Origin of the sequence: Myxococcus sp. AM011 (assembly GCF_013372595.1) — a bacterium.
Taxonomy (GTDB): Bacteria; Myxococcota; Myxococcia; order Myxococcales; family Myxococcaceae; genus Myxococcus; species Myxococcus eversor.
This window is the reverse complement of sequence record NZ_JABXEM010000063.1, coordinates 23,625-42,501: the sequence shown is the minus strand read 5'-3', so window position 1 is coordinate 42,501 and position 18,877 is coordinate 23,625. Positions and strand designations below refer to the sequence as shown.

The window sequence follows — 18,877 nt, the reverse complement described above, 5'->3', positions numbered from 1 at the left end:
CCCAGTCCCACTGTCCCCCTCCAACTCAGCCCACCGCCCATGTCGCCGTTCTCCCCCGGGCGAAAGCGTCCGCCCCCTGTCTTGGCAGCCAGGAGGTTGGGGAGGCTCTCAAGTCAGGACAAGCCGGTTGCGACTCGGGGGCGAAGGGCCGTTGGATTCCGACGACGCGCTCAGGGCAGCTCGCAGTCGAGGAAGTCCTTCTCGAACACGGGGCCCAGGAGCATCCGCTTGCCGAAGACCGCGGCGGTGGCCGTGCCGGCCGTCTGGCTTCCGTCATCCAGATACACCTCGGTGGCCTTCAGGTCCGCGCCCGTGCCCGTCACGCGCAGCACCTGTGCGGGCGCCCGGCTCTTGCCCGTCAGGTCGCCCGCATAGGAGGCGAAGTCGAGCATCTTGGGGTGGGAGGCAATCCAGAGGTTGCCGTCGGCATCCAGTTCGATGTTGTCCGGGCCGGACTTCAAATCCAGCGTGTTGAGCAGCGTCAGCGCGCCCGTCTCCAGGTTGCGCTCGTAGCTGCGCAGTGAGCGACCCACCGACTCCGCCAGGTACACGGTGCGCCCGTCCGCGGAGCGGTTGATGCCGTTGGCGTACTTCGTGTCCCGGATGACCTCCTGGAAGCGCTGGCCGTCGAAGTAGAGGACGTTGCCCAGGGCGAGTTGGAGGTAGTCCTCCAGCACCTGCCTCGCGCCCGGCGGGTAACCGTGGTCATTCGTCACGTAGAAGCGCTGCGCGTCCACGGCGACGACGTCGTTGGGGGACACGAGCAGCGCGTCGCTCAACGAGGCGCGGTGCACCAGCAGGCCGTCCTCGCCGACCTCGAAGCGCTCGATGCGCTGGCCTTCGGACCGGGAGTGGTTCACCACGAACAGCGTCTGCGCGCCGGACGACGGGTCCACGTGCAGGCCGATGCCGTGCGGATGGAAGTCGGGGGAGAAGCTTCCCGTCAGCAGCACCGGAGGCGTGGTGCCGGAGAGGTCATAGCGGTAGATGCCGCCGGGCACGGGGCGCCCCGCCAGCGTCGCGCGCCGGTCATCCGAGGAGACGTAGGCGTAGCCCAGGCTCGGGTGGAAGGTGATGTCCTCCGCGCCGGGCATGCCCGACACCGGCGTGCACTTGCCGGGCGCGTGGGGGGTGAGGTGCTTGAACTGTCCGGCGTCGGAGAGCGTCTTGAGGACGAGGCCTCCAAGCGCCACGAACAGCACACCCGCGATGATGAGGAGCTTCTTCATGGAGTCTGGAGCCTCGCCGGGAAAACGACGCGACGACGCTAGCAGGGTGCGAGGGGCGTCACATCTCCGGCCCATGACGCGGGCGGCCCGCGAGCCGACACGGCCGGCGCCAGGTGCCCTTCGGCGAGGACGTGACGGCGACAAGGCGACGTCCAAGGGACGTGGCGGACCGAGCCTTTCCCGCGCGGGCCTTCGGGCTACATCGTGAAGAGGGAGAGCAGGAAGGTGTTCGTGCCCGGCACGTGGAGCACCGTCCCGTGTTGGAGCGGAGGCCGGTAGAAGGCGGAGGCGTCATAGGCCCGGGCGCCCGCGAGGGACTTGCGCGTGGAGGCCGGCAGCCAGCCTCCGTCGTCCAGCGTGGGCGGTGCGAGGTCCGTGGGTTTCAGCGTGGCCAGGAGCGCCTGGGCCTCGGCCTCCGAGTACTCGAGGACGGCCAGCACTTCCCAATCGGTGGGGCCCATCCCCGGTGTTCCGCGAATGGCCTTTCGCCACTGGACGGATATGGGGCGACGGGGAAGGTTGACCACCTGCTCCAGGGACGCGAGGTCCGTGCCTGTCCTGGCGGGCTGGGTCGTGGGCGCGGGGCTCGAGTCCTTGCAACCGAGGCCACTCCATCCCAGGGCGAGGATTGCGACGAGGAGACGTGGCGTGGGCATTCGGGAAGGGCGTCGACCTGGCATTCTCGGTGTCTTCCTTCGCGGGTCAGGCTTCTTCGTCAGGGAGGAGCGTGCGGAGCAACTCGTCGTCAGGCCCGAGTGGACGCCAGCCGGCGGGGGGCGGATTCGCACGAAGAGCGGCCATGACTTGATCGGCTCGTTCCTCATACGAATCAGGAATGTAGGCCGACCATGAGCCAAGAGCCTTCCCAATCAGGAAGCGGGTTCCGTCATCCATCACTGCTGGCCACCCGTGCGGGAGGTTCTGGGATAGCAGGCGCACGAGAACATCGCGGACAAACCGTGTGGTGCTCTTGCGCTGCTCTGCCTCGGCGAGCAGCCCCTTCAGTACCTGCACACCGGCGATGTCATCCTCGCCAAGCTCCTCGGCCAGCTCCACCAACGGGACGGCCGGGCGTGCTTCGGCAAAGGCCGTAAGCGAATCGTACCCACGCTCGCGGACACGCTCATACAGGCGGGCCTTCCAGTTCCCCTGCCATGAACGTCCGTCTGTCATCGGCTTCTCCCCTTGGTGAACTTCATCGGGATGTCGTAGAGCTTCATGTTCTCCGCGACGATGTTCAGGATCTCGTTGCGGGTCAACGTCCGGCCCGTCTCTCTCTCGGCCTTGCCCAACAGCCGCATGATCATCCGGTTCCACTCATCGGGCCACATGCGCCCCAGCTTCCAGTTTCCCCCACCGTGAATCGCCTCGTGGTGGGCCTGTTCCAGCCGGACGCAGAACTGGTCGATGTCCATGTCCCCCTTGAAGCCGCGCTGCTCGAACCACTCGCGATGCTCCTTCGGCAGGACATGGTGCTTCGGCGCCTCCGACATGCCCGCTCCTGCCTTGCCCGTCACCCGCATGCCTCGCACTTCCGGGCTGTCGCCCAGCGCATCGCGGACCCCCTTGGGCAGGTCCTGGTGCGCTTGCGCCATCAGCACCTGTCCGCCGTGAATGCGGACGGCCGCGCTGACGGCGGGAACAGAGAGGACGCCCGCCTGCACGAGCCTTCGCATCATCTCCACCCACTCCGCGGAGACGACGATTCGCGAGCCCGCCATTACACCACCTGAACTCATCACCAGCCTCGCGCCGAGCGTCGCGGGAGCAGCGGGCGGCAGCCGAGGCAACGACATCTTCAGCGTGGAAATCAGGGCAAGCATCTCCATCGCCTGGGCCGCCGCCATGACCTGCCCGGCTACTTTCATGGCCTCGCGGGCATCTCGATGGATTGCATCGAACTCATGCGTCAGCTTCCCCATCAGCTCGGGCATCGAGGTCGCCGCCGCCTCGACCCGCTCAGGCTCCAGCGAAGTGAGCTCCTTCAGCGTGGGCTCCATCATTTCGCGCAATCGATGCAGGTCCACGAACAGCCTCTCGAAGCCGTACATGGGGCAGTCCCGGAGCACGGCTTCCGCGAGGTGAAGGAAGTCGACCCAGGTGGCCAGCAACAGGCTTCCGAACAGGACCGACTGGAGCCGAGGTCCCGTCATGCGGAGCAGGGCCAGCTCCATGTCCGAATCGTCGACTTCCGATGCCACTACCGTCAGCGCGGTGGCACGCCCCAGCGAACCACGAAGCGACATCAGTTGATGGGAGCCGTGGTCGAGATAGCGCGTGAACACGCCGTCGAGACTCCCTCGACCATGCGCCGGAGCACGCGCCGCGAGCGTGGAGAGCGCGGCCTCGCTCCCGTCCAATGAGTCCGCTACCTCGTCAATCGCTTGGAGGACTGCCTGCCGAGTCAGTGCGCCGCTTTGTCCCCCAGCTCCAGCCAGACGGCCTTGCCCGGCGTACTCAGTGACCGTATGCGGCGCGTAGTTCAAGGTCCTCCTCCGCCCAGGTGCACGCTCCACGGACGCGCACCCCGTGGACAGCAACAACACGAGCAACAGCAGGACGTCAGCGCGCATGGTCCAACCTCAGGTCCAACGGCTTTCCAGCCGCGTCAGGAATGCGCAGCGTATCCCCGACCCCTGCGCTCGAAGCGCCGCTCCACCACGCGGTAGGATTGCTCCGGAGCAACGACTCCACCTCGCGCGTCCATTGCTTCATGCGCGGTCTGTCGCGGCCCGCCTTGCGGTCGTGGAGGCGCCCGAGGATGCTCACTCGATGGGAGGCGTCTGGGTGGGGCTCGCGAGCCCTCACCGACGAGGCGAGAGCATGGACCTGGAAGAGTTGCGTGCCTTCGTGGGCGTCGCGGAGACGGGCTCGTTCCTGGCCGCGGCCGAGTCCCTCGCCGTGTCACGGACCACGCTGCGCAGACGCGTGGAGGCGCTGGAGGCTCGCGCGGGTGTGCCGCTCCTCACGAGCACTCCCACGGGCATCGTCCTGACGGAGGCGGGAGAGGTGCTCGCCCGTCGTGGCCGGCTGATGATGCAGGAGACGAGCGCGCTGGTGGCCTCGCTGCGCGAGGTGGGCCAGGCCCCCTCCGGCGTGCTGCGGGTGGTGCTGCCCGTGGGCTTGCCGCCACATCTGCTCGCGCCCCTCTTCGCGCTGCTGCGAGCCTCGTATCCGCTGCTGCGCGTGCACGCGAGCTTCAGTGACAATCCCCTGGCGGAGCCGCTCGACGACGTGGACGTGGTGGCGCACTTCGGAGAGGAGCTACCCCGTGGCTCCTGGGTGTCGCAGGTGGTGATGCGGGTGCGCGAGGGGCTCCTGGCCAGCGAGGACTACCTGCGCCAACGCGGCACGCCGGGCTCGGTGGAGGACCTCAAGGGCCATGAGCTGTTCTCCTGGCAGGCTCCGGGCGATGACGCGTCCCTGTGGCCCCAGCTCCGTGGACCTTCGTTCCAGGTGGAGCCCGCGCTCGTGTCGACGGACATCCACTTCATCCGGGTCTGCTGTCTGGCGGGACAGGGCATCGGCCTGATTCCCAGCGTGGCCCTCGCGGACCCGGGCGAAGAGGAGGGCGCGCTGGTGCCGGTGCTCCCCGACGTGGTGGGCCGCGAGCGTCCCCTGCGCCTGAGCGTCCCCGAGGCCCTCAGTGAGATTCCCAAAATCAAGCAGGTGCTCGCACACATCCGAGGCTTCCTCGCGCCCCTGTGAGTCGAGGCGGGCGGGGCGAATCCGGCCACCGGGTGTCCATCTTCGGCCATCCCCGGGCTGAAGCATCCACGCTACGGATGAAGGCGTTCTTCCGCGCCGGAGCCCGCCATGCGAACGCCGCTGCTCTTCACCCTCGCCACCACCACGCTGCTGACGCTGTCCGCTCACGCGAAGGACCCGGCGCTCGGCGCGACGACCTTCACCGTCTACGAGGCCTTCCTCAGCCCCGCGCAGGAGCCCGGCGAGGAGTCCGAGACGCCGAAGCTGCTGGAGAAGAGCCTGGGCGCCACCGCGCCCTCCACGCCTCGCGAGGCGCGCAAGTCCCGGGGCCATGGCGCGCTCAAGTTCACCAAGGACCTGACGCGGGCCTACGTCGAGTTCGAGATGAAGGGCGTCAACCCCGCCGACATCCTCATGTTCCACATCCACTGCGGCCCGCCCGGAGTGCTGGGCCCCGTGGTGGTGGACTTCGGGGAGCTGGGCAACCTGTCGAAGACGCTCTCGGAGGGAAAGCTGTCGGTGGAGCTGACCAACGCCAATGTCGTCTTCATCAAGGACATGAAGGGCATGAAGCCAGGGCTGCCGGAGAGCTGTCCCGCGGAGCTGGGCTTCCTGGCGCAGACGAAGACGCTCGCCAGCCTGGAGTCGCTCGCGCGCAAGGGCGTGCTCTACTTCAACCTCCACACCAAGGCGCATACCTACTACGGCGAGATGCGCGGGCAGCTCTACGCCGCCCAGCCCTGAGGCTCCGTGTCGCGGCTCGGGTAGGCTGGGGCGCGTGACGTCCACTCCGCGCTCCTCCCCTGGCTCCTCCTCCGTGCCTCGCACCCGTCTGCTCTCGCTGGGGCTGGCGGTGTTGGTGATACCGCTGGGGCTCGCGTCGCGCCGGAAGTCGCTGCCGTGGCCCGCCTTCTTCGCCACCTATGCGGGGGACACGCTGTGGGCGCTGCTCGTGTTCCTGCTCCTGCGCTTCCTCGCCCCACGCCGCTCCACGCTCGCGGTGGCCGCCGTCGCGCTCGCATTCTCCTTCGGCATCGAGTTCAGCCAGGACCTTCACGCGCCCTGGCTGGATGCCGCGCGCCGCACGCTGCCGGGCCGACTCGTGCTGGGCGCGGGGTTTCTCTGGAGTGACCTCGTCTGCTACTCCGTCGGCGTGCTCCTGGGCGTGGGGCTCGACGTGGCGCTGCTGACGCGGCGACGTCCGGAAATATCCGCACCCGCCAACGATATGGCCTGACTTCCACCACGTTGGTGAGGGGCCGGGGCCAACACCGTTGGATGGAGCATCATGACGAATGTCGTGAGAGGTGCGCTCGTTGCCTCGTTGTGCCTGGGTATCGGCAGTGGTTGTTCCCGAGAAGTCGCCGAAGTGGTGGAAGTGCCCGTCAACCTGGGACCCTCGCAGGTACTCGAGGACCATGGAGACTGGGCCCCGGAGCCCCTGGCCGCCTGTTCCCTGCTGCCCAGTGACGGCGCCGCCGCCGAGTGCGGTACCCCGGAGTCCTTTGACGTGTCGGCGTGTGAGCTCGGCTCGCTGACGGGCCTGGATGCCAATGGCCACTTCACCGTGCATGTTCTTGAAAAGCACCTCAGCGAGCTCCCCAACAACCATCTCACCGGCGCGCTGAACTTCGTGTCGGGGGGACAGGTGCTCTCCGGCGGCGTCCCCCTGCGCGAGGCTCGCGTGGAGGGGAGCACGTTCTTCATCACCCACTACGGCACGCTCCCGGATGGACGCACGTTCCGCTCATCCTTCATGGGGTGCAAGGCACCGAGCCCCAGCCGGGTGACGGGGTGCTACGTGTCGTGTGTGGCGGGGAAGCCCCTCTACGAGGCCACCTTCGAGGCGGAGAAGGTCCAGCGGCGCGCGGGAGAGGAGGAGGCCTCGGGGCTCACCCTCGTGGGAGAGGGCGTGGTGCCCCAGGGCATCGTCGCGGATGTCTTCGTCGCCAAGGGGCATGCGTATGTCGTCTCGTTGGAGCATGCGGTCGCGGGGCCTGGCGGCCTGTACGTCTTCGACTTGAGTGACCGCACCGCGCCCCGGCTCGTGAGCACCATCACCTATCCGGGCGACAGCTATTGGAATGGCGTGTGGGCCAAGGGCGATGCGCTCTATGTCGCGAGCGCGGCCCGGGGACTGCTCGTCTTCGACATCTCCGAGCCGGCCAACCCGAAGCTCCTGCGCTCGCTGCCCGATGGCCGCTCCATCAACGCGCACACCGTCCACGGCGACAACAACCGGCTCTATGTCATGTCCGCCTCGCCCACGCCGGAGACGCTCATCTTCGACGTGAAGAACGAGCGCGAGCCGGTGCTGCTCGGCCGCTACGCGGACCCGAGCGTGAATCCCCTGGTCGCCTCCTTCCCGCATGACGCCACGTCGTGGGGGCCGCGCCTCTTCCTCAATCACTGGGCCGCGGGGTTGCTGGTGCTCGACGTGAGCGACCCGACGAACGTGGTGAAGAAGGGCGAGTATGTCTATCCACGCGCCACCAGCCACACCAACCGCTGGCACTACGTGAACAACCGGCTCATCGTCTTCGAGGGCGGCGAGGACTGGGGGGCACATGTCCGCGCGCTCGACATGACGGACCTGGAGAACCCCGTGCTCATCGGCGAGTACCGCCTGTCTCCGGGCGTCTCCATCCACAACATGGAGCTGAAGGGCAACCTGCTCTACCTCGCCCACTATCAGCACGGGGTGCGCGTGGTGGACGTGTCCCGTCCCTCACAGATGCGCGAGGTCGCCCACTTCAACACCTGGCGGGGCACGGACCGGGCTCGCGGCACCTTGTTCCATGACGGCGCCATCGGCATGCGCGTCCCGGACGACGGCCATGTCTATGTCATCGACACCTCGCGCGGCCTGCTCATCTTCGAGGAGCTGTAGCCGGTAGGCGGAAGTCCTTCACCGGAGGCGGGCGGGCGCTCGCCTCCGGTGTTGAACGAATGGGCCGGGCGCCGGTACGAGGCCCGTCCGGACGCGTAGCCCTTTCCAGGCCATCTGCCATACGCTGCGGAGCAGGGTGCCGGTGGTCGAACATGGATTCCTCGGGGGATTGCCGCGGGCCGATGTCCCGGACGCCATCCTTCCGCAGGAAACGGAAAGATGGCCTCGATGCTTCGCAATGGGTGTTGGTCGTTGGTGTTGTTCGTGCTCGTCGGCTGCGGTTCGCAGCACCACGGTGCGAAGGTGCATGAGCGCCGCGCCGCCATCCGCGCCTCGCACGCGGAGAAGTACGGCTCGGGCGACGGCTTCCAGTCCACGTCCTGGGGCATGACGCGCGACCAGGTGCGGGCGATGTACCCCGGGACGGAGGAGACCTCCCGCGGGGACCTGGTCCTCACCACGAAGCTCGCGGAACACCCGGCCCAGGTGTTCTTCCTCTTCGCGGGCGGGCGCCTGGGCTCCGTCTTCGTGCGCTTCGCGACGCCGGCGAACGTCCGCGTCGACCACCAGGAGGTGGTGGCGCTGCTGACCGCCAAGTACGGCCGCGCTTCGAAGCGGGGCACGTCACGGCGCGTGCACAAGTACCGCGAGTCGCTCGACCTCGCATGGTTGCTCAACCAGAGCGCTCCTCTCGCGTCCACGAACTTCCCCGCCGCCACGGACTCTCGGGACGAGGAGTCCATGAGCGCCTCCGCGTCGACGGAGTCGGGAGCCCAGGTCGCCGAAGGTGCTCCGCCCGAGGGTGCTGTCACGCAGTCCGGTGGTGCCCAGGTCGCGGGGGCTCCGCCCGACGGTGCGCCCAATGAGTTCCCCGCACCCGCGCGGTCCGAAGCCCAGGTGTCCGAAGGACAGCCTCCGCTGGTCGAGGCGCGCCCGGATGGAGACTCGCTGGACGAGGACGGCTCGCGGGACACGGCGGTGGCCTCGGCGCCCGACGCGAGTGTCTCCGAGTCGAGTGTCTCCGAGTCGGAGGAGGAGGCCCCTCTGTTCGGCCCCATCTCCGAGCCCGAGGTGAACATCGCCCGTCGCGGCCTCGTGGTCGTCGCCAACTGGAAGGCGCCGGGGACGACCGTCCGCCTCGTGGGCTACCAGTTCCCCCGGGAGCGGCTGCTCACGCTCCACTACGAGAGCCCCGAGTACGCGTGGGAGATTCGCGACGGGCTGACGAGCCTCCTGAGGCAGCAGCGCCGCGCCCAGGCCCGGGACTTCTAGCCGTCCCCCGGTGCCCCTCGCTTGGACGGGAGGGGCACTCCAGGGCCTCCGCCTGGTCCGACTGTTCGTTCAGTAGGAACAGTGATGCCCATTTCCGGGCCATTATTTCGGCCGCGCGAAAGCACACTGTTCTCCCATGCCGGTGACGAACCGCCGGCCAGGAGGAACGACATGAACGCACAGACGCAGAAGGTGGCGCTCGTCACCGGCGCTGCTCGCGGCATCGGTGCCGCCATCGCGGAGCGGCTCGCCCAGGACGGCTTCGCCGTCATCGTGAACTACGCGGAGTCGGCCGGGCCCGCGGAGGCGCTCGTCCGGAAGATTGAGCAGGCGAGCGGCAAGGCGCTGGCCGCCAAGGCCGATGTCAGCAAGAGCGCGGAGGTGCGGCGCCTGTTCGACGCGGCCGAGACGGCCTTCGGCGGCGTGGATGTGCTCGTCAACAACGCCGGCATCATGAGCCTCGCCACGCTGGCGGACACCGACGACGCCACCTTCGAACGGCAAATCGCCGTCAACCTCCAGGGCACCTTCAACACCCTGCGCGAGGCCTCCCGCCGACTGCGTGACGGCGGCCGCATCATCAACCTCTCCTCCAGCGTGGTGGGCCTGCTCCAGCCGACCTACGGCGTGTATGCGGGCACCAAGGCCGCGGTGGAGGCGATGACGAGCGTGCTGGCCAAGGAGCTGCGCGGCAAGAACATCACCGTCAACGCCGTCGCCCCCGGCCCCACCGCCACGGACCTGTTCCTCAAGGGCAAACCCCAGGAAGTGGTGGACCGCATGGCGAAGCTCTCGCCCCTGGAGCGGCTGGGGCAGCCCGTCGACATCGCCGCCACCGTCGCCTTCCTCGCCAGTCCCGACGCGGGCTGGGTCAACGGTCAGGTGCTGCGCGCCAACGGCGGAATCATCTGAGCAAGCGATTGCGCGTCACGGCTTCACGGTGACGCATTCACATCCACGTACGCGCGGAGGGCCGGCACGGAGACGAGGCGGCCCTCCGGCATCACATAGGCCGTGAGTCGCCCGCCGTACACGCAGCCCGAGTCCAGGCCCACCGCATGCGGATGCCGCTGCACGCCGCGCATGGCGTCGTGGCCGAAGATGACCAGCTCCGGGCCCTTCCAGCAGCTCGCCCAGGGCACGCCGCCATCCACGCGCTTCGACGGCGTCCCGTCCGGGGCGATGCTGCGCAGGTTGAGCAGCTCGTCCGTGCGCTGCGCTTCCAAGGGGACACCGGGCACCAGTCCGCCATGCACCGCGAGGGCATTCAGGTCCGGGAAGCGGCGGTACAGCGGCTGCGCCTCCAGATATGTCCAGTCCTCGGGCGTCAGCGTCTCCAGCACCTGGCGATGCTCCTTGCCCAGCTTCTTGCCCTCGGGGGCCCGGCCCGCATGCCAGCGCAGCACGTGCGCGTCGTGGTTGCCCCTCACCGCGAGCAGCCCCTTCTCGCGAGCGCACCGCACCACGCCCGCCGAGTCCGGCCCCTTCGCCACCAGGTCGCCCACCAGCACCACGCGGTCGTCCGGCCGCCAGCCACATGCGGCCAGCAGCGCGTGCAACTCGTCCGCGCAGCCGTGGACGTCTCCGATGAAGAGCGTTCGCATCCCGCCTCTTCTTTAATTCGCTTCGACGCTCCGGGGAATCCTCTCGAAAGGGGCTCCCCTCTGCCCGCCTCCACCTCCAGGGAGGTGCGGGGCCCGCGCGTCAGTCCGCCTTCGAGCGCAGCAGGCGACTGAGATTCACGTCGAGCTGGCTGGAGATGAGGCGCAGCACGCTGTCGAGCTGGGAGCCGGTGAGGCGCAGTCGCTCGGTGAGCAGCCGCCGGGTCTCCTGGAGGAGCGAGTCCTGCGCGGACACCACCCAGCGCGCCGCGGTGGAGCGGTGCACGCCGTAGAGCGCGCCGAGCTGGTCGATGCTCAGCCCGTCCAGGTACTTCAGGCGCAGGAAGTTGCGCTGACGAGGCTCGAGGATGCCGAGCGCCGCGGAGAACGAGGTGCTGAACTCCGCGCGGTACGTGTTCTTGAGGTACAGCAGCTCCGGGTCGTCCCCCGGCGCCACGAGCATCGACAGGTCCCCGTCATCCGCCTGGGGATGTCCGCTGCGCTGGCGCTGCCAGTCGAGCGCGAGCCACAGCGCCGCGGCCCGCACCCACCCGCTGAGTGGACCCGTGCCCGGGTAGGCGGCCAACCGGGCGGGCGCGTCCTGGGTTCCCACGAGCATGCGCTGGCGCAGCAGCTGACGGACCTCGTCGAGCCCCGTGGGCGGCAGCTTCAGCCGCGCGACGGCCGCGTTCACCTCGGGGAGGAAGCTCGACTCGAAGGCGTTCAGCGCGGAGGGCAGTTGGTCCGCGGCGGCGCGGGCCAGGTACACGTCCGCGAGGTGGAGCTTCTCCACGTCCTCGGAGGGCGCCTGGGTGGGAAGCAGCCTCGCGAGATGGCCGACGAAGCGCACGCCGTCCAGCTCCACTCCGGGCCAGGCCGAGCGCCCGGTGGAGAGAGCGCGCGCCAGCCGCTCCTGAAGCAGGGGCAGCGACGGCTCCGGCGCGGAGGAGACGCCACGCGCCGCGATGAAGGCCTGGGCCAGGGAAACGTCCGGGGGGGACACGCCGTGGGACGATAGCACCCCCCTCGCGTAATCCGGATTCAACCATTTCCGAAGTGAACTCTTGTCTCCCTCGGTTCGCTGATGGAGGAGGGCTTTCGGGACGACAGGTGTGGCAAGGGGCGGGCCCGGGCGCCTGGTGCGCCTGCTCCGTCCACGGACGCCCGTGTCTCGTGGGCCGCGAAATCCATGGCCCGGCCATTGCTGGTATGGGGCGGGAGTCGACGTGTTGTCGGAGGTGAACGTGGAGTCCATTGGCGGCGGGCCCGGGGATGCGGCCCATACCTCGTGGTTGGAGCTGAGCGCGGGTGCGCTGCGGCACAACGTGGAGGTGTTCCGGGGGCTGGAGGGGCGGGACGGGACGTCGCCTCCGCTGGGCGTGGTGCTCAAGGGCAACGCCTACGGGCACGGGCTGGCGCAGGTGCTGCCGCTGGTCCACGGGCTGGTGGACATCCTCTACTTCATCGCGCCGCAGGATGCGCTGAAGGTGCGCGAGCACGAGCGGGCCCAGGGCCTGTCACCCCGGCAGGTGGTGGTGCTGGGCGCGGTGGCGCCGCACGAGGCGGTGGTGCTGGCGCGCGAGGGCGTGGAGGTGGTGGTGCCGGACCGTGGCTGGGAGGACGCGGTGCCGGTGCTGCGCGCGGCGAAGCTGGAGCGGCCCCTGCGGGTGCACGTCCACATCGACACGGGCCTGGGGCGCGAGGGCTTCACGCTGGAGCAGATTCCGCGTGAGACACAGTTCCTCGTCGACGCGCGGGACGTGCTGGAGGTGGTGGGCGCGCTGAGCCACTTCGCCAACACGGAGGACGTGACGGAGCAGGGCTACGCGCTCGCGCAGGTGGACGCGTTCGAGACGGGGCTGCGCCTCTTGGAGGGACAGCTGGGGCAGGGGCGCTTGCAGCGGCACATCGCCGCGAGCGCCGCGACGCTGGTGCTTCCCCGGGCGCGCTACGAGGCGCAGCGGGTGGGGATTTCGCTGTATGGGCTGTGGCCTTCGGCGGAGACGCGGCTGTCGGCGCGGCTGGTGCTGGGCGAGGTGCCGGTGCTCAAGCCGGTGCTGTCCTGGCGGTGCCGCAGCCAGGTGGTGAAGTGGCTGCCCGCGGACAGCTACGTGGGCTACGGCTGCACGTACCGGACGTCGGAGCCCACGCGCATCGCCGTGCTGCCGGTGGGCTACTACGACGGGTATCCGAGGCTGGCGTCGGGCAAGGCGCACGTGCTGGTGAACGGGCGGCGGTGCGCGGTGCTGGGGCGGGTGATGATGAACCACCTCATCGTCGACGTGACGCGCGCCACGCATGACGAGCGCCCGGTGACGGCCACGCTGATGGGACGCGACGGAGACGAGTCCGTCAGCGCCGAGGCGCTCGCCGGCTGGGCGCAGACGCTGCACTACGAGATTGTCGCGCGCCTGGGCACGCACCTGCGCCGCGTGGTGGTGGAGTAGGGGCTTCTCAGCGCTTCGCGTCCGTCGCGCTGGGGGGCTGCACCTTCCAGCGGCGGTGCAGCCACATCCACTGGTGCGGGTACTTGCGGATGCAGCGCTCCAGCGCCGCGGTGACGCGCGCGGTGTGCTCCGTAATCGGGTCCTCGCACTCGCCCGGCGCGGGCGGGAGGATGGGGCCTTCCACTTCCATCCGCAGGCGCGCGCCCAGCTTGCCGTTGCGCACGCCCATCACCACGAACACCGGCGCGCCCGTGCGCTGCGCGGTCACCGCCATGGCGGGCGTCGTGGACGCGAGCCTCCCGAAGAACGGCACGAACACCGCGGCCTTCGCCGGCAGCGCCTGGTCCAGCAGCATGAAGGGCGACTCGCCGCGCTCCACCGCTTCCGCGAGCTCCTGGATGGCGCCGCGCGGGTAGATGAGCCCCGCGGGAAGGCGCAACCGGTTCTCCGCGATGCGCGTGTTGAGCGCGCCCTTCAACGGACGCACCAGCGCATCAATCGGCACGCCCCGTCGCACCACCATGTCTCCCAGGAGCTCCCAGTTGCCGAAGTGCGCCGTCACTATCAGCGCGCCCTTGCCCGAGGCCACGCGCGCCTTCAGCGCCTCCCAGGCCTCCGTGCCCTCGATGCCCTGCTCGGCCCAGTCGGCCGGCAGCCGGTCTCCCGAGGGCAGCGACTCCAGCACCACGCGCGACATGTTGATGTACGCGCCGCGCGCGATGTCCCGCCGCTCCGCGTCGGTCTTCTCCGGCAGCGCGTGCGCCAGGTTGTCCAACACGACGCGGCGTCGGATGCCCAGCGTGTACGCGAGATTGCCCACGAAGCGAGCGATGGCGTCACGTGACGCGGGCGACAGCCACGTGATGAACGCGAAGACGAAGCGCGTCACGAACTTCACCACCGGGCCAGGCGGCGTGCCGATGATGCGGCGCAGATGCTCGGGGGGCAGCTTCGCGGCGTTCGCTTGCGGGACGGACTGGTCGGAAATGGGAGCGGGCGAGGACACGGCGGCACTCCACCCCGAAGTGAAGATTACGGCAAGAACACACTCATGCTCGGCGCTACCCTGGCTGCTCTTCATGGGCCACTATGCGCGCCATGCCCAACCTGCTCCGACCGGTGGTGATTGCCACCGTAGCCCTGCTCTCCGCGTGCGGTGCCCGGCAGAACCCTCCGGCCGCCGAGCCCGCAGCGACTCCTCCCGCTTCATCTTCCGCGGCGGCCCCGGCCGCTCCCACGCCGCCCACGCTGCGTCTGCCCAAGGACGTGCGTCCCAATGGCTACGCGGTGGAGCTGACGCTGGACCCGAAGACCTCCGCCTTCCAGGGCACGGCGGACATCGGGCTCGACGTGGCGAAGCCCACCTCCATCGTGTGGCTGCACGGAAAGAACCTCACCGTGAAGCACACCTCGCTGATGCAGGCGGGCAGCACCATCGAAGTGACGCCGCTGAAGAGCGAGAAGGGCGACTTCCTCGGCTTCTCGCTGGCGAAGCCGCTGGCCGTGGGCACCGCGAAGCTGCGCGTGGTGTACGAGGGCGCCGCCTCCGAGAAGGAGACGGATGGCGCCTTCCGCGTCAACGAGGGCGGTGACTGGTACATCTACACGCAGTTCGAGCCCATCGACGCGCGGCGCGTCTTCCCCTGCTTCGACGAGCCCGAGTTCAAGGTGCCCTGGCAGCTGACGTTCCACGTGCCCGCTGGCAACGTGGCCGTCACCAACACGCCGCAGCTCGCCGAGGAGGCCCGTCCGGACGGTGGCCGCACCTATCGCTTCGCACGCACCAAGCCGCTGCCCAGCTACCTCATCGCCTTCGGCGTGGGCCCGTTCGACTTCCTCGCCGCCGCCGACTCCGGTCAGAACAAGGTGAAGACGCGCATCATCACCCCGCGGGGCCGCGCCGCCGAAGGCGCCTATGCCGCGAAGGTGACGCCCGAAATCCTCGCCGCGCTGGAGGACTACTTCGGCATCCCCTACGCGTACGAGAAGCTGGACGTCATCGCGGTGCCGCTGCTCGGTGGCGCCATGGAGCACCCGGGTCTGGTGACGTTCAACTCGCGGACGATGCTGGCCAGGCCCGCGGAGGACTCGCTCAACCGGCAGCGCAGGTTCTCGGAGACGCAGGTGCACGAGCTGGGGCACCAGTGGTTCGGCAACCTCGTCACGCTGGCGTGGTGGGATGACTTGTGGCTCAACGAGTCCTTCGCGTCCTGGGTCACCCCGCGCATCGTCGAGACGTGGCAGCCGACGTGGGACGCGCCGGTGGAGCGCGTGCAGGACCGCAGCCGCTCGCTGGACTCCGACAGCCTCCTGTCCGCGCGCCGCATCCGTCAGCCCATCGACACGGCCAACGACATCCACAACGCCTTCGACGGCATCACCTATGGCAAGGGCTCCGCGGTCCTCTCCATGACGGAGGAGTGGCTGGGACGTGAGGTGTTCCGCAAGGGCATCCAGCGCTACATGCGCAAGCACGCGCACGGCAACGCCACGGCGAAGGACTTCCTGGACGCGCTGTCCGCCGAGGCGGGCCAGGACGTGACGGGCGTGCTGGGCACGTTCCTGGACCAGGGCGGCGCGCCGCTCGTCACCGCGACGCTGGAGTGTGGCGCGGGGCAGCCCAAGGTGGTCCTCACCCAGAAGCGCTACCCGCGCCTGGGCTCGCAGTCGACGGTGCCGCAGACATGGAAGGTGCCCGTGTGCGTGGAGTACGCGGCGGGCAACAAGGACGCACGCGCCTGCACGGTGCTGGAGAATGAGAGCGCCGAGGTGGCCTTGACGGAGGCGAAGACGTGCCCGGCCTGGGTGTTCCCCAACGCGGAGGGCGCGGGCTTCTTCCGCATGCAGTTGACGGGGGACGCGGCGACGAAGCTCCTGAAGACGGGCGTGGCGAAGCTGTCGCGCTCGGAGCGCGTGGCGCTGCTGGGCGACGTGAAGGCGCTGGCCCTGGCCGGAGCGCTGCCGGCCTCCGAGGCGCTGACGCTGGCGGCCCGCATGGCCCAGGACCCGGACCGGGTCATCGTCGAGACCTCCATGGACATGCTGGAGCTGTCGAGCGCGCGGCTGTTGCCGGAGGCGCGGCTGAAGGACAGGGAGCGCTTCCTGCGTGAGACGTACGGGCCCCGCGCCCGGGAGCTGGGCTTCGCCTCGCGCAAGGGCGAGAGCGAGGACACGCGCCTGCTTCGTCCGCGCGTGGTGCGGGTGGCGGGCCGCGACGGCGCGGACCCGAAGATTGTCGCGGAGGCCCGGACGCTCGCGGACAAGTGGCTTGCGAACAAGCAGGCCATTGAACCGGAGATGGTGGACGCGGTGCTCTCCGTCGCCGCGGCGCATGGTGACTCGGCCTTCCACCAGAAGCTCATCGCGGCGGTGCGCACGGAGAAGGACCGCGGCATCCGTCAGCGCCTGCTCGGGGCGCTGAGCAGCTTCACGGACCCGGAGCTGGTGAAGCAGGGCCTGCCGCTGGTGTTCGACAAGGCGTTGGACCCGCGCGAGTCGATGTGGATGGTCTTCGGCGCCACGCAGAACGTGCGCACGCAGGGCGTGGCGTTCGACTTCGTGAAGGAGAACTACGACCGGCTGGTGGGTGACTCGCCCGAGGCGCTCCTGCCGAAGGACGCGGCGGGCCGGCTGGCCTTCGTGGGCGGCGGCTTCTGCAGCCCGGAGCGGCGCAAGGAGGTGGAGGAGTTCTTCACGCCGCGCAACGCGAATGCGCCGGGCGGGCCTCGCATGCTGACGCAGCTCCTGGAGTCGATGGACCAGTGCGTCGCGCTGAAGGCGGCGCAGGCGGCCAGCATCGAGTCGTTCCTCACCGGCCGCGCCTCGCCGCGTCCGCCGCAGGCCCCGACGACGCGCTGACCGGTCCCTGAAGCCCGGACGTCCGGAAGCTCGAACGTCCGGAAGTGGGAGCCCGGGGCCGTGATGGCTCCGGGCCCGCCCGCGTGACTTGGGTGGCTACTTCTTGCTGCCGCGCGACATGAAGGCCATGAAGGCCTCCTGCGCTTCCTCGGAGCCCAGGCGCTCGATGAACTTCGCGCCCTCGCGCGCCAGCGTGGCGTGCGTCTCCTCGCGGCGCGGTCCGCGAATCAGCTCCTTCGTCACGCGCACGGCCTCTGCGGGACGGGAGGCCAGGGTGCGGGCGCGCTCGGCGGCCACCTCCTGGAGGCTCTCGGCGGGCACCACCTTGTTGATGATGCCGGCGCGCAGCGCGGTCGCCGCGTCGAACGGCTCTCCGAAGAGGAGCAGCTCGCTGGCCAGCGCGTAGCCGGCCATGCGCGGAATCAGCAGGCTGCTGGCGCCTTCCGCGCACAGGCCGAGCTGGACGAAGGGCATGTGGAAGCGCACGCGCTCGCTGGCCACGACGTAGTCACAGTGCAGCAGCATCGTCGTGCCGATGCCCACCGCGGGGCCGTCCACGGCCGCCAGCACCGGCTTGGGCGCGTCCACCAGCGCCTTGAGGAAGAGGAACACCGCGCTGTCCTCGCCCGCGGGCGGGTGCTCCATGAAGTCGCCGATGTCATTGCCCGCGGTGAAGACGTTGCCCGCGCCGGTGAGCAGCACCACGCGGACCTCGGCGTCCGTCGCCGCCTGCTTGAGCGCGGCGGTGGCCGCCTCGTACATCGCATGCGTGAAGGCGTTCTTCTTCTCGGGTCGGTTGAAGGTGAGGGTGAGGACCCCCGCTTCCCGCTTCGTCAGCAACGTGTCGGACATGGGCCAAGCCTAGACCGAGTCACCCCCGGACGAGGACTCAACTTGCATCCCCTCCGGGCCCTCGTGTGTCCACCCGCCCTACCTCGTCCACCCGCTCACGGCCGCAGCGCGCGGGCCACCAGCGGCGCGAGCGTCACCACCCGGTGCTCGAACGGCAGCCCCGAGGGAGGCTCCACGCTGTCGGTGCCGACGAGCAGCCGCACCGGCAGCGCCCCCAGCCGCTCCACCGCGGGCCCCACCAGCAGCGCGTGCGTCGTCACCACCGTCAGGTCCTCCGCGCAGCCCGCCGCGAGCAGCGTGTTGGCCGCCGCGACGAGGGTGCCGCCCGTGGACACCATGTCGTCCACCAGGATGGGCCGCTTGCCGCGCACCTCGCCCATGAGGCCGCTGGCGTGCACCTCGTCGCCGCTCAGCCGCACCTTGTGAATCACCGCCCACGGACGGCCCAACAGCCGCGCCAGCGCCTCCGCGCGCTTCACCGCGCCCAGGTCCGGCGCCACCACCACCGACGTGTCAGTCACCTGCGGTCGCAGCGCCTCCGCCAGCACCGGCAACGCCGTGAGGTGCTCCAGCGGCGCGCCGAAGCACCCCTCCAGCGCGGGGCTGTGCAGGTCCACCACCATCACCCGCGCGAAGCGGCCCTGGGACAGCATGTCCGCCACCAGCCGGCCACCCAGGGGCTCGCCCGGCCGCGCGCGCCGGTCCTGCCGCGCGTAGCCCAGGTACGGCACCACCGCCTCCAGCCGCGCGGCGCCTGCCCGCCAGCACGCGTCCGCCATCAGCAGCAGCTCCAGCAGGTGCTCTCCGGCTGGGGGTGTCAGGGACTGCAGCAGCACCACGGTGCGGCCGCGCACGGAGGCGGGGACCTCCAGGTGCATCTCTCCGTCGGGGAACCGCTCGAAGTGGCAATCGGTGGGCGCAATACCCAGGGCCTGGGCGAGCTCCCGTCCCAGGCGGGGACTGGCGGTGCCGATGAGGAGGATGGGGTCCATCTCCCAACCCTAGCGCGCCCGGTGGCCC

Annotated in this window: 17 protein-coding genes; 8 read left to right on the top strand and 9 right to left on the bottom strand. The window is 69.7% G+C overall.

Annotation, left to right across the window (positions count from 1 at the left end; translation table 11 throughout):
- Positions 1 to 170 precede the first annotated feature (170 nt).
- The 4 genes from HUW62_RS15610 to HUW62_RS15595 form a co-directional block, all read right to left on the bottom strand.
- The gene (locus HUW62_RS15610; protein ID WP_176434921.1) at positions 171 to 1,229 is read right to left on the bottom strand and encodes an SMP-30/gluconolactonase/LRE family protein; all 1,059 of its coding nucleotides are present in this window, start codon (positions 1,227 to 1,229) and stop codon (positions 171 to 173) included.
- Between the two features lie 197 nt (positions 1,230 to 1,426).
- Positions 1,427 to 1,690 (bottom strand): hypothetical protein, encoded by a 264-nt coding sequence (locus HUW62_RS48750; RefSeq protein ID WP_240356399.1) that lies wholly within the window; start codon positions 1,688 to 1,690, stop codon positions 1,427 to 1,429.
- Positions 1,691 to 1,931: 241 nt separating this feature from the next.
- Positions 1,932 to 2,402 (bottom strand): NUDIX hydrolase, encoded by a 471-nt coding sequence (locus HUW62_RS15600; protein ID WP_163866072.1) that lies wholly within the window; start codon positions 2,400 to 2,402, stop codon positions 1,932 to 1,934.
- Entirely contained in the window at positions 2,399 to 3,514 is a 1,116-nt protein-coding gene (locus tag HUW62_RS15595) for a DUF2380 domain-containing protein (RefSeq protein ID WP_368670420.1), read from the bottom strand. Before HUW62_RS15595 ends, HUW62_RS15600 begins: the two co-directional genes overlap by 4 nt.
- 538 nt (positions 3,515 to 4,052) lie before the next feature.
- On the opposite strand from HUW62_RS15595, the gene HUW62_RS15590 reads away from it, so the two are divergent.
- From HUW62_RS15590 to HUW62_RS15565, 6 genes are all read left to right on the top strand, one after another.
- Positions 4,053 to 4,937 carry a LysR family transcriptional regulator gene (locus tag HUW62_RS15590; protein WP_176434919.1) on the top strand — a complete coding sequence of 295 codons (885 nt, stop codon included), beginning with the start codon at positions 4,053 to 4,055 and terminating at the stop codon, positions 4,935 to 4,937.
- A gap of 108 nt (positions 4,938 to 5,045) precedes the next feature.
- Positions 5,046 to 5,681, top strand: coding sequence for a CHRD domain-containing protein (locus tag HUW62_RS15585; RefSeq protein WP_163866111.1), 636 nt, complete (start codon positions 5,046 to 5,048; stop codon positions 5,679 to 5,681).
- A gap of 73 nt (positions 5,682 to 5,754) precedes the next feature.
- A complete protein-coding gene (locus HUW62_RS15580) occupies positions 5,755 to 6,174 on the top strand; it encodes a DUF2809 domain-containing protein (RefSeq protein WP_163866112.1) in 420 nt (139 codons plus the stop codon).
- Positions 6,175 to 6,225: 51 nt separating this feature from the next.
- Positions 6,226 to 7,827, top strand: coding sequence for an LVIVD repeat-containing protein (locus HUW62_RS15575; protein ID WP_163866113.1), 1,602 nt, complete (start codon positions 6,226 to 6,228; stop codon positions 7,825 to 7,827).
- A gap of 219 nt (positions 7,828 to 8,046) precedes the next feature.
- Entirely contained in the window at positions 8,047 to 9,099 is a 1,053-nt protein-coding gene (locus HUW62_RS15570; RefSeq protein WP_176434918.1) for a hypothetical protein, read from the top strand.
- Between the two features lie 171 nt (positions 9,100 to 9,270).
- Complete coding sequence (locus HUW62_RS15565; RefSeq protein ID WP_176434917.1) at positions 9,271 to 10,011, top strand: SDR family oxidoreductase; 741 nt, start codon at positions 9,271 to 9,273, stop codon at positions 10,009 to 10,011.
- 23 nt (positions 10,012 to 10,034) lie between these two features.
- On the opposite strand, the gene HUW62_RS15560 is transcribed toward HUW62_RS15565, so the two are convergent.
- Positions 10,035 to 10,703 (bottom strand): metallophosphoesterase, encoded by a 669-nt coding sequence (locus HUW62_RS15560; RefSeq protein ID WP_163866116.1) that lies wholly within the window; start codon positions 10,701 to 10,703, stop codon positions 10,035 to 10,037.
- A 100-nt stretch (positions 10,704 to 10,803) separates the two neighbouring features.
- Entirely contained in the window at positions 10,804 to 11,703 is a 900-nt protein-coding gene (locus HUW62_RS15555; protein WP_240356407.1) for a transcriptional regulator, read from the bottom strand.
- Between the two features lie 226 nt (positions 11,704 to 11,929).
- Here HUW62_RS15555 and alr point away from each other — a divergent pair, with 226 nt between their 5' ends.
- Positions 11,930 to 13,147 (top strand): alanine racemase, encoded by a 1,218-nt coding sequence (gene alr / locus HUW62_RS15550; RefSeq protein WP_176434923.1) that lies wholly within the window; start codon positions 11,930 to 11,932, stop codon positions 13,145 to 13,147.
- Positions 13,148 to 13,154: 7 nt separating this feature from the next.
- Here alr and HUW62_RS15545 read toward each other — a convergent pair whose 3' ends face one another.
- Positions 13,155 to 14,135 (bottom strand): lysophospholipid acyltransferase family protein, encoded by a 981-nt coding sequence (locus HUW62_RS15545; protein WP_368670421.1) that lies wholly within the window; start codon positions 14,133 to 14,135, stop codon positions 13,155 to 13,157.
- A 110-nt stretch (positions 14,136 to 14,245) separates the two neighbouring features.
- Between HUW62_RS15545 and HUW62_RS15540 the strand changes: the two genes are divergently transcribed.
- Positions 14,246 to 17,005, top strand: coding sequence for a M1 family metallopeptidase (locus HUW62_RS15540; protein ID WP_176434915.1), 2,760 nt, complete (start codon positions 14,246 to 14,248; stop codon positions 17,003 to 17,005).
- A 96-nt stretch (positions 17,006 to 17,101) separates the two neighbouring features.
- Here HUW62_RS15540 and HUW62_RS15535 read toward each other — a convergent pair whose 3' ends face one another.
- A complete protein-coding gene (locus tag HUW62_RS15535) occupies positions 17,102 to 17,857 on the bottom strand; it encodes an enoyl-CoA hydratase (RefSeq protein WP_176434914.1) in 756 nt (251 codons plus the stop codon).
- 95 nt (positions 17,858 to 17,952) lie between these two features.
- A complete protein-coding gene (locus HUW62_RS15530; protein ID WP_163866120.1) occupies positions 17,953 to 18,849 on the bottom strand; it encodes a ribose-phosphate pyrophosphokinase in 897 nt (298 codons plus the stop codon).
- Positions 18,850 to 18,877 lie beyond the last annotated feature (28 nt).

Excerpts from the sequence above, each read along its gene's own strand:
- HUW62_RS15575 (WP_163866113.1), top strand. The coding sequence starts at position 6,226 with ATGACGAATGTCGTGAGAGGTGCGCTCGTTGCCTCGTTGTGCCTGGGT.
- HUW62_RS15540 (WP_176434915.1), top strand. The coding sequence starts at position 14,246 with ATGCCCAACCTGCTCCGACCGGTGGTGATTGCCACCGTAGCCCTGCTC.
- HUW62_RS48750 (WP_240356399.1), bottom strand. The coding sequence starts at position 1,690 with ATGGGCCCCACCGATTGGGAAGTGCTGGCCGTCCTCGAGTACTCGGAG.
- HUW62_RS15600 (WP_163866072.1), bottom strand. The coding sequence starts at position 2,402 with ATGACAGACGGACGTTCATGGCAGGGGAACTGGAAGGCCCGCCTGTAT.
- HUW62_RS15565 (WP_176434917.1), top strand. The coding sequence starts at position 9,271 with ATGAACGCACAGACGCAGAAGGTGGCGCTCGTCACCGGCGCTGCTCGC.
- HUW62_RS15535 (WP_176434914.1), bottom strand. The coding sequence starts at position 17,857 with ATGTCCGACACGTTGCTGACGAAGCGGGAAGCGGGGGTCCTCACCCTC.
- HUW62_RS15610 (WP_176434921.1), bottom strand. The coding sequence starts at position 1,229 with ATGAAGAAGCTCCTCATCATCGCGGGTGTGCTGTTCGTGGCGCTTGGA.
- HUW62_RS15530 (WP_163866120.1), bottom strand. The coding sequence starts at position 18,849 with ATGGACCCCATCCTCCTCATCGGCACCGCCAGTCCCCGCCTGGGACGG.
- HUW62_RS15585 (WP_163866111.1), top strand. The coding sequence starts at position 5,046 with ATGCGAACGCCGCTGCTCTTCACCCTCGCCACCACCACGCTGCTGACG.
- HUW62_RS15560 (WP_163866116.1), bottom strand. The coding sequence starts at position 10,703 with ATGCGAACGCTCTTCATCGGAGACGTCCACGGCTGCGCGGACGAGTTG.
- HUW62_RS15570 (WP_176434918.1), top strand. The coding sequence starts at position 8,047 with ATGGCCTCGATGCTTCGCAATGGGTGTTGGTCGTTGGTGTTGTTCGTG.
- HUW62_RS15590 (WP_176434919.1), top strand. The coding sequence starts at position 4,053 with ATGGACCTGGAAGAGTTGCGTGCCTTCGTGGGCGTCGCGGAGACGGGC.